Genomic DNA, 12,884 nt, shown 5'->3' with positions numbered 1-12,884 from the left:
GAGAGCGGTACGACCGCGTCCGCCGGGCACTGAACCACGCACCGGGGCCCGGCCCTCGGCCGACTTCCAGCCGGCTCCCGGGACGTGCCAAGGCGCATGTCTGCTCCCTACCCCCTGCCTGCTTCCTACCCCCTTTGCAGATCCCCGCGATTCACCCGGGCCAGGAGCGGCGGCTCCGACTCCCCCTCATGGCCGAGGTGGAGTTCCTGCCGTGCCCGGGTGGCCATGACGTAGTAGGACATCCGCAGCGTGGCGGAGCTCGGGTCGGTCGCCGCGTCCTCGTGGGTGTCGGGGATGACGACCGTGTCGAACCCCAGCCCCTTGGCGCTGCGGCGGTGCACGATCACGATGCCGGGCCGGCCGAGGTCGAGGTTGCGGTACAGGCTGCCCTTCGACTCCGACGTGTACAACTGGGGCTTGAGGCGCGGCGCCCGTCTCTGGATGCTGCCCAGCAGAGAGAACTGGGTGTGCTTGGAAGCGGCGATCACCCCGATGCTCTTCTTGGGCTGGGTCTCGGCCAGCAGGACCAGCAGGTCCGCGACGCCCCGCTCGTGGAAGCGGTGCAGGCGCGGCGGCGGTCCCTGGCGGCCGGGCAGGGCGGGTGTGCCGGGGCCGGTGTGGAAGTGCGCGGCGAAGGCCGCGATCTGCTCGGTGTTGCGGTGGTTGCCGCCGAGGTCGTGCCGGGTGCACCGGCCGAGGTTGCGGGCGATCTCGTCGAGGGTGGAGTTGGTGTCGGTGAGCCGCTGGCACTCGTCCGCGAAGACGGTCGTGCGGGCCCCCAGCATGCGCGCCAGCAGGTAGAACTCCGGGGGGAGGTCCTGGCCCTCGTCGACGACCAGGGTCGGGCCGGTGGCCGCCGCGGGGTCCGCGGCGCGGTTGAAGAGGGCGTCCCAGTCGTACCAGCCGTCGCCGCCGCCGGGCGGTGCGGCGCCGTACCACTCGGCGAGCCAGCGGTGGGCGGTCGTGACGCGGACCGAGCGGTCCGCGGGCCCCAGAGTGTGCACCGTCCCGGCGAGCGACTGGCGCAGCAGGTTCGAGTAGGTCAGCAGGACCACCGGTGTTCCGGTGAGGGCGAGCATGACGGCCCGCTGTGCGGCCAGGACGCTCTTGCCGCTGCCCGGCGGGCCGCTGACCAGGTGGTTGCCGTCGAAGGGCAGGGCGTCGAGGCCGGCCCGCTGGTCGGGGTCGAGGTCGAGGTAGGTGACGGTCACGACTGCTCCAGGGCGGTTGCCGCGGCGGCGCGGGCCGCGGTGACGAGGGACTGCAGGTAGCCGGGGACGTGTTCACCACCGACGACGAGAACGCGGTCCAGGAGGGAGTTGCCGGCCTCGCAGCTGGTCTCCGGGAGCAGGGCGCAGGCGTGGCAGGCGGCCCGGTTGAGGTTGCCGAAACCCTGCCCGGAGTGTTCCGCGCAGAGGGGGTCGGCGGAGCACCAGGCGGCCGCCTCGGTCATCCGCAGCAGCGTCTCGGCCAGTCGCGGGGGCTCGCCCTGGCGGACGAGTCCGCCCAGGGTGCCCTCGGCGTCCCCGGCGGCGGTGTAGACGAGGATGCCGTACTGGTCCTGCTCGGGGCGTGCGTAGATCCGTTCGCGCAGGCTCGCGGTCGTGTACCCGGACTCGAAGGACAGCTGGCGGATGAGGAGGTGGGCGAGGGTGTGCAGGAGGACGAAGCGGGGGGCGAGCCCGGGCCCGGTCACGCTCTCCAGACGGTCCTTCTGGAACGAGCGGTCGAGGTCCGCCCGCATGCCGGCGACGCGTCGGCGCACCTCCGCGTGCGCCTCCCACTCCCCGAGCGCGTCGCGGTCGAGGGTGAGGAGGACGCCTTCGCCGAAGACCTCGACGGCGGGCAGCCACTTCAGGCGCCGGGAGGTGTCGGCGGGGACGACGGTGGCGTCCGGGGAGACCCGGGTGAAGCCGGACAGGGCGCGGACCTCGCGGAGCCGGTCGGCGAGGACCACGCGGCCGAAGCGGCGGGCGAGCCCCGCCCACGGTTCGGCAGTCTCCCCCGCCAGGCCGAGCGTGGTCTCGCGCAGGGCGAAGTCACGGGTGGCGGGCGGGGCGGGCGCCATGAAGGCGGCCCACTCCTCCCGGCTCAGGTCGGGCCGCGCGGAGCCCTCGTGAGCGGCGGTCGTGGCGGTCGGGCTCGTGCCGCCCGTCTCCTCGGCCAGGAGTGCGTCCAGCAGTGCGTCGTCGGCTCCCGTGTCCTCCTGGATCATCTGCCGGAACAGGGCGGCGCGCGGTGAGGCCGCGTCCCGGCAGAGCGACACCCACAGGTGGTGTTCACGCACCTGGTCCGCGAGCGCGTCGTCGGCGTGCGCGGGGACGTCGGTCTCGGGGATGTCGAGCGCCGAGTGCACGATCGGGTAGTAGAGGTTGCCGGCCGTGCGCTGCACGATCTGCACGGGGCGCGGGCACTGAACGGCCTCGCTCGCACGCTGCCACGGGTTGCGTCCCGAACAGCGCATGCCGTGGGTGCCGAGCACGTCGAGCAGGTCCCGGACGGCGCCGCAGCCCTTCGCGGTGCAGGCGACGGAGAGCGCTTCGAGGCCGGAGGCCCTTTCGGAGACGAGGAACCGCAGTTTCTCGCGCTCCCCGCACTGCCGGCGCTCGCCTCCGTCGCGCCGTGAGTGCGCCCAGAACCACCAGTCGACGTCGCTGAGGTGCCCGGCCTGGCAGATCTGCACGAACCGCATCGGCGCCAGCGTCCGTGCGGGCGAACAGGACGGGCAGCGGGGTGCCTGGCCGCGCTTCTCGTCGGCGATCCGCCACCGCTTCATCCGTCGGCACGCCCCACAGAACAACCAGGAGGGGAAGCGGACGTACGGCGCTCCCGGCGCATCGGCGACGTCGAAACGGTCGTTGGCCGTGGCGGGTGCGGCGTAGAAGCCGGAGACACCGAGGCGGTCCGCGAGCCGGGCCGCCTCGACCGGCTGCCTGCCGTGGGACGGCCAGTCGCCGATGCCGGTGGCGACGAACGACTCGCCCTGGACGTCGAAGACGGCCCCGGCCCCGAAGGGCACCACGGTCTGCGACTGGCGTACCCGGAGTGTGCGGCTCACAGGTCGGCTCCCTTCACTGTCACCTGGCACTCCCGGTCGACGTTGCGCATCGAGTTGGGTGTCTCCCACAGGCCGTGGACCTGCTCGAAGCTCTTGATGAGGTTGGTCTGGCCCTTGCCCTGACTTCGGTAGTACAGCTCGCGGCCGTCCTTGCGGGCCTGGCGCGCGAGGTCCTCCCAGTCGCCGAGCAGCCCGGCGAGCTCCTCGCGTACCGCGTCGCCGGATCCCGGTTCGGCGGTTTCGGCCCGGGCGGCCAACTCGTCCACGAGTGCTTCCGTCTCGTGCGTCCGCTCGAGGATCCGTCCGGCCTGGTTCTCGGCCGCCAGTCCGAGCCGGTGCCGTACGAGGACGACGAGCACGGCGTGCAGGGCGCGGCGGCGGGAGGGCGCGGACCAGGGGGTGACGCTGGTCGGCTCGACGTGCCGGTACAGCGCCCGGTGGTACACGTCGAAGGTCTCGTAGTGCGAACGGTCCCTGGGCCGGGTGGCGTTGAAGAAGGTCACCACCAGGCCGGGAACGGCGTGGCGGCCCACGCGGCTGGTGGCCTGGATGTACTCGGCGGTCGTCTTGGGCTGACCCTGCATCAGCATCAGCGCGAGCCGCTTCACGTCGACGCCCACGGACAACATGTTGGTGCAGGGCAGGAAGGACACGGTCTTCGTGTCGTCCCAGCGCTTCTCCAGCCGGTCCAGCAGCACAGGCTGTTCGGAGCGCGGCAGGTTGCTGGTGAGCTCCTCGACCTGCTGGTCCGGCAGGGGGCGCACGCCGCTGCCGGAATCGAGTCCGGCGAGCTGGGCGGGGATGTCGTCGGCGGCTGCCGTGACCGTGCGGCCCAGTTCGCGCAGGCTGTGGTGGTAGGCGACGAGGGTCCAGTAGGCGTCCCGGTGCTCCTCGGGCAGTTCCCATGCCCCCTGGAGCAGGGCGGCGGCGGTGGCGACGGAGGCACGGCCGGCGGTGTGCCCCTGGGCCATGACGCCGACGTAGCGGCGGCCCGGCCGGGAGGTGTCGGGCTCGGCGAAGTAGGAGTGGCGGGCATCGAGTCCGGCGGGCGGGAAGAGCTGGACGTCTCCCCCGTAGAGGGCACGGACCTGCTCGCCGGAGCGGCGGATGGTGGCGGTGGACGCCACGACCTTGGGCCCGGTGCCGTCCGGCGCGGTGCACAGCCCGAGGACGGCGGCCTCGTAGAGGCCGACGGTGGTGCCGAGCGGGCCGGTGAGCAGGTGCAGCTCGTCCTGGATGACGAGGGACGGCGGCCGGTTCCCGGTGCCGGCGCCGAAGAGCCGTCCCGCCCGCTGCTCCCAGGCGAGGCGGGCGAACTTGTCGACGGTGCCGAGGACGAAGGTGGGCGGACGGTCGTACAGCTGCTCGTCCACGACGGCCACGGGCAGCTCGTCGTGGAAGAGGCAGGCGTCCCTCGGGCAGAAGAAGGCGAAGGAGTCGACGGCGGCACGCACCCCGTAGTCGCCGATGTCGGGCGACTTGTGGGCGGGCAGGATGCGCGTGCCGCACCACGGGCAGCGGTCCAGGATGAACACGTCGTCGGGGGTCGCGGCCTGCCGCACGTCGGCGAAGTCGCGGCGCGCCTTCTCGTAGCTGTTCGCGGTCGTCGCCTCGCCGACCCACAGCCCGATGGAGAACGGCTCCTCACCGTAGGCGCCCGGGTCGGCCCGGCGCATGGACTCCAGGGCGCACACGGTCGTCGCGGCGCGCTGGAACTGCTGTGTGGTCAGCAGGCTGAGCGTGTACCGGCTGAGCACGGCGGTGCCCGCGCCGTCGGGCTCGCCCCGGCGCAGCACCATCACGAACGCGGCCAGCAGCAGGTACGCCTCGGTCTTGCCACCACCGGTCGGGAACCAGATGAGGTCCGTGACGGCACGGTCCGGGTGCCGGGGGTCGACGGCGCCGTCGACGGCCAGCAGGAAGAACGCGAGCTGGAAGGGGCGCCATCGGGCGTCCGCGTACGGCTGCGGGTCCGGCGGTACGCCGTCGTCACGGCGGGGACGCCGGGTGCCGGCCAGGTCGGCGGCGGAGTGCCGCATCTGCAGCGCCATGGCGTGGTTGGCGGCCCGGAAGGCGTGCAGCAGTTCTGGGCGCCGGGGGTCGCAGAGCGTGCGGACGCCGGACTCGATGCGGGAGACGGCGGCGCCGATCCGTCCGAGGACGCGCTCCGCGGCCTCGCGCCCCCACTCGGGCACCCCGGTGTCGAGCTGACCGACGTACCAGGCTCGGTAGGCGGAGGCGAACCCGGCCAGTTCTTCATGGAGTTGGTCGGCGGATACGGCCGGGTCGGCGAGGTGGACGAGGCTGAGCACGGGGGTGTCGGTGAGTCCGGCGGCTCGTACGCCCGTGACCTCCGCTTCGGGCATGACGGCCGCCCGCAGGCCCGTCACCACCTGCCCGTCGCCGTCCCGCAGTTCCTCGACGGCGCATCCATGGCCGACGGCGTGGGTGCGCACATGCCGGTACTGCAGGCGCAGTTCCTGCTCCTCCGGGTCCCTGCTGGCCAGGCGGACGCTCGGGTACTGGAGCACTCGCCCGTCGACGGGCCGTGCCCGCAGCTCCACTTGGAACAGCATTCCGTCCCAGTGGGCGTTCCTGCCGAGGGCGGGGTCGTGCCGGGCCGTGTTGACGAGGGCGACGGTGACGAGCTTCCCGTTGCCGAAGTCCCTTCGTCTGAGCCGGATTTCGGCCCGCCCGTCCAGCACGGAGACCTGGTCCCGGCCGGAGCCGAGGAGGTGCGTCTCCGTCGGCAGCACGACCCGCTGCCACGTCCGGCCGCGCTGACCGCTGCGTGACCGGGTCAGGTAGCGGGCGGCGGAGCACTCGACCTCAAGGGTCTCGGCGTCGGTGTAGAAGCTGAATCCCAGGGAGGACGGCAACCAGGAGTTCGACTCCGGCACGGGGTCGCCCGCCGGTGCGGTGTCCTCGGCCCCCCGCTCGGTGCCGGCCCCGTCGAACTCCTCCTTGGCGAGGTCCAACTGCCCCTGCAGGTGGGCTTCCTGCGGGTAGAGGGTGCCCATGAGGTACTGCCGGTCGGGCGGCGCGTCGAGCGTCTCGTCGTCGCCGTGGACCGGACCGACGAGCTGCCGCCGCAGGTAGGAGACGAGTTCCTGTCTGGGGTCCATGGCATTCCTGGTGTTCTCGGGAGGGGAGGAGAGGAGAAGGGGACGGGTGGGCGGCTGGCGGGCTCAGGACCGGCGCCAGCGGTTCCGGAGGGAGCCACGGCTGCGGTTCGCTTCCTGCGCCGCGGCCAGTTGTGCCCGGGCCTCGTCGAGCTGTGTCTGCAGATCGGTGATGCGGAGCCAGGCGTCCTGCTGACTCCGGTCGATGCGTCGGGCCGCCTCTTGTTCGGCCTCCTCGGCACGCCGCCGGGCCTCCTCGACGAACAGGTCCCGCTGCGCGACGGCCGCCTCGGCCTCGCGCAGCCGCGCCTGCGCTTCGGCGATCCGCACCTGGGCACCCTGGCGGTACTCCTCCCGCGCCGACGCGGCGGCGCGTTCGCGCTCGTCGAGGGCCGCCTCGGCCTTCCGCACGCGGGTCTCCAGCTCGGTGGCCCGCGCTTCGGCTGCGCGTTCGCGTTCGGTGACGGCCGCCCGGGCCCGCGCCAGCAGTGACTCGAGTTCCGCGATACGGGATTCGGCGCCCTCGCGGTACTGGCGCAGGTGAAGCTCCAGGGCCTGGGTCCGCTCCTCGGCGCCCTCCTCTTGCCGGGCGGCCTCCTCCGCACGCTCGGTCCTGCGCAACAGCGCCTGGTACGCCTCGTGGTGTTCTTTCTTCAGACGCGCGAGGCTTTCCTCGGCCTGGCGCCGCACACGCTGCTCACGTCGTTCCGCGGCCCGGTCCGCGCGGTCCAGCAGCTCCTCCTCCATCGCGGCGAGCTGTTGTTCGGCCTCCGCCCGGACAGCCGCAAGGTGCTCGGCGGCGGCGCCTCGCTCCTCCGCGAGCCGGTGTTCGTGTTCCCGTGCGAGCCGGGCAAGCTCGGCCTCATGCCGGGCCTGGGCCTCGGCGAGCGACTGGTCTACGTCCGGGGCAGGCTGTGCCGCGGGTTTCTCCGTGCCGGTCCGGGTCTCCCGGGGCGTGCTCGCTTCGGTGACCGCCGGCTCCGGTTCGTTCCGGTGCGCCTGCACGTCGACGAACTCCCGCAAGGCGGCACGGACGGCGAGACGCGACTCGTGGCGCACCAGGGACCGTTCGGTCAGATACGTCCGCGGGGTCTCTCCGAGGAGTGCCTCGGCAGACCGCTCGAAGAAGTCCTCGGGCCTGAGCCCCAGTTCCTTCACCGTGTCGAAGACGCCTTCGAGTACTTCGAGCGCCTTGACCACGTGGTGGTTCAGCATGCCCCGCTGCCGTACGGCGCGGACCACGGCGTCGGCGGCGGACGGACCGAGCAGCGCTCCCAGTTGCAGGCGTCCCACGGCCAGCAGCGCGTACTCGGCGAGCCAGGCGACGTCCCCGCCGAACGGCGGCCGGACCAGCGCCGCGGCCTTGGCCCAGTCAGCGGTGAACTGCGGCCTCCCGGCGGCACCGGTCTCCCGGGCGCCGACCCGCGCCGAAGGTCCGCCCCGAGACGATTCTGTGCGCACCGGGGTCTGCTCTGCCGCGGTCGCATCCGCGTCGGCGGAGGGCGTCCCACGGGTGGCCGTTCCGGGCCGCGCCTCCGTGCCGGGAGGCCGTGCCTCCTTCGCGCGTCCCGTGACCGGACCCCCCTTCGGCCCTGCCACCTCCCGCACCGGCTTCGCACGCAGCCCGGTCGCGATGGCGAATTCGCGCAGCGCGTTGCGTACGGCCACCCGTGACTCCGCGCGCACCAGCGGCCTGATCGTCAGGAAGGAGCGAGGTGTCGCACCGCTGAGCGCCTCAGCGGGCCGATCGAGAAAGTCCTCGGGGCGCAGACCTGCTTTCGCCACCCCGTCCCACACACGACGGAGGGCTTCGAGTGCCGCCAGTACCGAGTGATCCGCAGGCTCCCGGTTCCGTGCGACACGCAGGACCGCCTCGCAGGCGGGCTGCCCGATGAGTTCCGTGAGACTCCGACGACCCACGGCGGCAAGCGCGTACTCGGCGAGCCACGCCTGGCTCGGCGGTTCCTTGGCCAACCGACGGGCACGGTCCCAGTCCGCCGCGGGCTCCACAGCGGCCCGGAGCACCTCCTTCGTGTCCGACGGCGGTCGCGTCACCGAAGCCGAATTCTCCCCGGCGGCCACGGAGGACATGCTCTTCGGACTCTTCGGAGGTCCCTCGAATGCTTCGGAAGGCCCGGAATCCCTCTTCGCCGCACCGTCCGCGTCCAGCTGGACATCGACCACGGCCCGCAGCTCGGCCGCCTCTCGGGCACTCAGCCCCGCCAGCCGTACGACACCCTCCACGACCCGGGACGTCACACGGCCCTCGGCGCCCTCATACCTCGCCAGCAGCCCTCGCGCGAGCGCGACACGCGGATTCACGCTTTTCCCATTTCCCCACACAACCTTTTCACCGCGACGCGAGTCAATGTCGGCGTGCATGTGCAGATTCCCCACGCGGCGACACATGGAAAGCTACCTTCGATGCGTTAGCGCCGTCAACAGAGGCAAATCCCGTCAAAACCGACCCTTTCGTGTACGGTGTCGGAAGCGGCGCATCTGGAACGACGCCGACAAGCGCGGGCACCCACCGGAGGGGGCGGACAAGTCCTCGCACACGGTGGCGAAACGAGGAAAAGGGGCGGCTGCGGGCCAGGAGCTGATCGATGGCAGGCTCCGCATCGGACAGGTCATCGGCAAGGACGACGTGGGGGAAGCCCACCGGGCCGAGGACCGCCGAGCCCCGGAAGGCGGTGCCGGGCGGCAGGTCGCCGTGAAGACGATCCTGCGCCGCCGCCCGGGCGCGCTGATCGACACCGGCTCGGACACCAGGTCGGCGGAGCGCTTCGCCCGCGAGGTCCGCATCATGCGCCGCCTCGAACACCTCACCTGACCCGGCTCGTCACCGAGGGGGTCAGCCAGGACGGCTGACTGCCGTACCCGGCGATGGATTTCCCGGACGGCGAGACGCTGCGTGACCTCACCGAGGGGGGTCCCAGCTGCCCGTCTCCCGGATGGCCGCGATCGGCGCGCAGATCACCGACGGCCTGTCCGCCGCCCACGCGGCCGACGCGCGGCCGGCACGCTCGTTCCCCCTCGACGGCCCACATCGACGATCGTACACGGATCCATGAAAAATTGCGTGTTGACGTAGCTAACACACATACGCCATGCTCCCGTTCACCACCGGGTGACCGGCCCGGCCGCACCCGTGCGCCCGGACCGCCGTGCGCCCGCCTCCGCACCGCCCCCGGGAGAGACCGTGAACCCGCAGAACCGCCCGCAGGGCCCGTCCGACATACGACCGCTGCGCAAGCGCAAGAGGCTGTGGGCCGTCGGCGCCGCCCTGTTCGCCCTGGGGGCGATGGGCGGCACCCAGTCCGCGCAGGACGAGGTGAACGCCGCCCAGGCGCTGGCCGCCAAGCCCGTGCCGACCGTCACAGCCACGGCGACGGCCACGGTGACGACGACGGCCACCGTCACCGCCGAGCCGAAGGCCGCCCCCACGGTCACCAAGACCAAGAAGGTCACGACCCCCGGCCCCACCGTCACCGTCACCAGGACCGCCCGGGCGGCCGCCGGTTCCGGCACCGGCACCGGTGGCGGCAGCAGCGACAGCGGTTCCGGGACCTGCTCCATCACCTCCAACGCGGGCAACTGCTACCAGGCGGGGCAGTACTGCAGGAACGGTGACCACGGAGCCTCGACGACGACCGCGAGCGGCGCTCGGATCACGTGCACGTACAGGTCGAACGGCTGGCGCTGGTCCTACTCCTGACGGGCGCCACGGCAAGGCCACGAGCCGGCTCTCGACGGCACCCGCCTACAGGGGCGACTTGGTGCCCGGCACCCAGTCGAAGCCGAAGCCGTAGGCCCGGTCGATGAGTTCCTGGTTCGACAGGAGGGGCTCGGCGGTGAACCAGCGCACTTCGCGCCGCAGTTCGAGGGTGGCGGCACCCTGCCCCGGGGTGAGCAGCGCGATGGCACACGAAGTGGCTCCGGCCGGGGAATCGTCCAGGTGGATGCGCCAGGTTCCGTTCGGGGCACTGACGGTGACGACGCCCCCGAGGGTGCGGAAGTCGGCCGCGCCCTCGTAGATGTACACGTAGGCGAGCAGCTTGGCGAACCGGTGCCGGTGTTCGAGGCTGATGCGGAGGGTCTCGCCGTCCGAGGTCTCGCCGGTCCGGTCGTCCTGGTCGAGACCGACGTAGGGCCAGGAGTCGAGGTCGCCGAACTGCGCGCCGAGCGGTTGCACCGCCGTGCCGGCTCCGTCGCGGGTGAGCACCAGACAGCCGAGGTCGAGGTCGGCCTCGGCTGTGACCGACCAGTTGAGGTTCAGCTGGATGACGCCCCGGCCCGTGATCTCGGCGCGCGGCGCGCGCCCGGTGAGGTCCACCGGACGCGCCGGTACCTCCCACCGCGTCCGTGCTCCTGTGCCGGCGACCACACCTCCGGTGAGGTCGATGACCGTCCGCCGCCTGCCGTCCCCGCTCAATGAACACCCCTATACCTCAACAACCGGCGCAACCATGTTGCGCCACGCCGTCGACATCACGTGATCGTCATCTATTATTGCCCAGCTGGTGAAGGTGACGTGAAGATCCCCTTCACTTCTTTCGCACAACGGGGGCATGTGCGGCGCGTCGTCGCCCTGTTCTCGTCGCGCTCGGACCTGTACGAAGTCCCGGCATCACCGGGCAAGGGTGGGAAATGTTCACCGGGACACACATCGACAAAGGGGTGACCGCGCGTCACCTCGAGGACGCGGCGCAGGACCCTGCTCTCGCCCCGCGCGCCGAGGAACTGCGCAGGCTGGCCCAGGCACTCGACTCCATCGACATGCACGCCCTCGACGCATGGGCCGATCTCGATCTGATGGCCCATTTCGCCCGGCCCGAGAGCATCGCCGAGCCGGCGGACACCGGTCGGGGGGAGCGGCTCGACTCCGCGCTGGACGGGGTTCTGGGAGCCCTGGTCTTCCTGCCCCTGCTCTTCACGTGGTTCGGCCTGTGGCAGGCGTCGAGTGCCTACGGGGCGCTCACCGGGGCCGACCCCAAGGCAGCCGGCCGGCCTTTCCTGCAGTTGTGGCAGTCCGGGTTCGACGGCCGCCTGAGTGAGGCGTACCGCTTCGGCCACGTCGCCGTGTTCGGGTGTCTGGCCCTGGTGATGCTGTTCGCCCTCACGATCGTGCACGGCTACCGACGCACCCGCGCGGAACGTCGCGAGGAGCAGGTACGGGAGCGTGCCCGTGCGGCTCTGGGACGCCTGCTCCCGGTCCTCACACGTGCGCAACTCTCGCTCAACGAGCACCGGGTGGCCTCGCCGCAGCGTTTCGCGGCGGAGCTCAACTCGGCGGCCGGCCGGTTGCAGCGCATGCACTCCAAGGCCATCACCACGCAGGAGGCGCTCAGCCGAGCGGCCGAGCTGGTGAGCGAGGCCTCGGAGAAGGCGGAGCAGCGTCTCGTCCAGGCGGAGTCGTACGTACGGCCGATCGAGCAGGTGGTGCTGCGGATCGAGGAGACCGTCCGGGACAGCGGCACAGCCATTCAGGCCGCCGTCCAGGGCCTGGACGACCCGTTGGCGCAGGCGGGCCGCCGTCTGGCCGACGCCGTCAGCGGGCAGACCGGCGTCCTGGACAAGGCACTGGAGGACTTGAGGACGGCCGGCGACGACATGCGCGACGTCCTGTCCCGCGCAACGGACAGGCTGGAGACGGCGGTCGGCGACAACGGTGACCGCGTGCGGGGCGCGCTGTCGGACGCGGCCCGGCAGGTCGAGGACTCCCTGACCGTGCTGGCCGCCTCCCAGCGCGGATTCACCACCGGCATCGAGGTCGTCGCGGACGTCAACGGCCGTCTGCTCGACGACCTCGGCGCGGTGGCCGACCGGACCGGTGAGGCCGCCGAGGCGTCGCGGGAGGCCCTGCTCGGCATCGAGGCACGCAGCCGCGCCGTCCAGGAGGCGACGGACCGCTTCGTCGCAGTCGCCGACACCCTGGAACGGGCGCTCCGCGAGACGGAGGCGGCCCGGATCGAGGCGGATGCGGCACGGGGCGAAGCGGAGAGGGCCCGGATCGAGGCGCAGGCGGCTCGACTTGAGGCGGAGACCGCCCGGACCGAGGCCGAGACCGCGCGCAACGAGGCGGAGACGGCTCGCAAAGGCGCTGAGGCAGCCGAGCGGCGCGCGGAGAGCGAGCTGCGGCAGGCCGAGAAGCTGCGGGTCGGGATCGGACCGGACCGGTGAGCCCGTTGAAAAGACGTTTCCGGTTCACACCGCTCCACCTGGCCGGGTGGCTCTTCGCCGACATGCTGCTCGTGCTCGCCCTGGTGTCCATGGGAGACCGCGGTGACCCGCTCGCCGCGCAGGCCGCCGCCAAGCCCTCCAAGCCGGCCGCCGTCGAGCCCTCTCCCGAACCGAGTCGGACGCCGACGGGACCGCGGTCGGTGGCGCGCAAGCCGGTGAAGATCCACCTGACCGCGGCGGTCGGCGACACCGCGCTGATGGTGAAACAGCTCCGTGCCGCCACCGCCCGCTACGAGGAACGCGAAGCCGCCTTCGTCCTCACCTTCGGCCAGGCACCGGAGCCCGGTGACGGCCAGGCGTACGCGCGGAAGGTGAACGAGGCGCTGCGGAAGGCGCGGCCGGACATGTGTACCGACGCGACGACACGGGACTTCTGGAGCAAAGGCCCCTCGGGCTCGGCCGATCTGGAGATCTACTTCTACACCCGCTGACGGCCACGCCGTCTCAAGAGCTCAGGAGAG

Annotated in this window: 9 protein-coding genes; 4 read left to right on the top strand and 5 right to left on the bottom strand. The window is 72.1% G+C overall.

What is annotated here, in order from left to right:
- Window positions 1-125: 125 nt before the first annotated feature.
- The 4 genes from ACF09K_RS32100 to ACF09K_RS32085 all read right to left on the bottom strand — a co-directional run bounded on the left by ACF09K_RS32100 (window position 126) and on the right by ACF09K_RS32085 (window position 7,641).
- The gene (locus tag ACF09K_RS32100; protein WP_392248844.1) at window positions 126-1,211 is read right to left on the bottom strand and encodes a DNA helicase; all 1,086 of its coding nucleotides are present in this window, start codon (window positions 1,209-1,211) and stop codon (window positions 126-128) included.
- Window positions 1,208-3,058, bottom strand: a complete 1,851-nt coding sequence (gene drmB, locus ACF09K_RS32095) for a DrmB family protein (protein WP_392248843.1) — start codon at window positions 3,056-3,058, stop codon at window positions 1,208-1,210. The genes ACF09K_RS32100 and drmB overlap by 4 nt, the downstream gene beginning before the upstream one ends.
- Complete coding sequence (locus ACF09K_RS32090) at window positions 3,055-6,183, bottom strand: helicase-related protein (RefSeq protein ID WP_392248842.1); 3,129 nt, start codon at window positions 6,181-6,183, stop codon at window positions 3,055-3,057. Before ACF09K_RS32090 ends, drmB begins: the two co-directional genes overlap by 4 nt.
- A gap of 63 nt (window positions 6,184-6,246) precedes the next feature.
- A complete protein-coding gene (locus tag ACF09K_RS32085) occupies window positions 6,247-7,641 on the bottom strand; it encodes a hypothetical protein (protein ID WP_392248841.1) in 1,395 nt (464 codons plus the stop codon).
- 1,099 nt (window positions 7,642-8,740) lie between these two features.
- Between ACF09K_RS32085 and ACF09K_RS32080 the strand changes: the two genes are divergently transcribed.
- Both ACF09K_RS32080 and ACF09K_RS32075 read left to right on the top strand, forming a co-directional pair.
- Entirely contained in the window at window positions 8,741-9,013 is a 273-nt protein-coding gene (locus tag ACF09K_RS32080) for a hypothetical protein (protein ID WP_392248840.1), read from the top strand.
- A gap of 369 nt (window positions 9,014-9,382) precedes the next feature.
- Entirely contained in the window at window positions 9,383-9,898 is a 516-nt protein-coding gene (locus ACF09K_RS32075; RefSeq protein WP_392248839.1) for a hypothetical protein, read from the top strand.
- 45 nt (window positions 9,899-9,943) lie between these two features.
- Here the strand turns inward: ACF09K_RS32075 and ACF09K_RS32070 are convergent, their stop codons facing one another.
- Window positions 9,944-10,516: a tellurium resistance protein gene (locus tag ACF09K_RS32070; protein ID WP_392248838.1), complete on the bottom strand. Its 573-nt coding sequence runs from the start codon at window positions 10,514-10,516 to the stop codon at window positions 9,944-9,946.
- Between the two features lie 314 nt (window positions 10,517-10,830).
- On the opposite strand from ACF09K_RS32070, the gene ACF09K_RS32065 reads away from it, so the two are divergent.
- Both ACF09K_RS32065 and ACF09K_RS32060 read left to right on the top strand, forming a co-directional pair.
- Window positions 10,831-12,363 carry a hypothetical protein gene (locus ACF09K_RS32065; protein WP_392248837.1) on the top strand — a complete coding sequence of 511 codons (1,533 nt, stop codon included), beginning with the start codon at window positions 10,831-10,833 and terminating at the stop codon, window positions 12,361-12,363.
- Window positions 12,360-12,854 (top strand): hypothetical protein, encoded by a 495-nt coding sequence (locus ACF09K_RS32060; RefSeq protein ID WP_392248836.1) that lies wholly within the window; start codon window positions 12,360-12,362, stop codon window positions 12,852-12,854. The genes ACF09K_RS32065 and ACF09K_RS32060 overlap by 4 nt, the downstream gene beginning before the upstream one ends.
- Window positions 12,855-12,884: the final 30 nt, after the last annotated feature.

This window comes from Streptomyces sp. NPDC014882 (genome assembly GCF_043081325.1).
Lineage (GTDB): Bacteria > Actinomycetota > Actinomycetes > Streptomycetales > Streptomycetaceae > Streptomyces.
This window is presented reverse-complemented; position numbering and strand designations above follow the sequence as displayed.

Bases quoted from the DNA above. Each gene is read 5' to 3' on its own strand.
- ACF09K_RS32090 (WP_392248842.1), bottom strand. From the start codon at position 6,183: ATGGACCCCAGACAGGAACTCGTCTCCTACCTGCGGCGGCAGCTCGTC.
- ACF09K_RS32065 (WP_392248837.1), top strand. From the start codon at position 10,831: ATGTTCACCGGGACACACATCGACAAAGGGGTGACCGCGCGTCACCTC.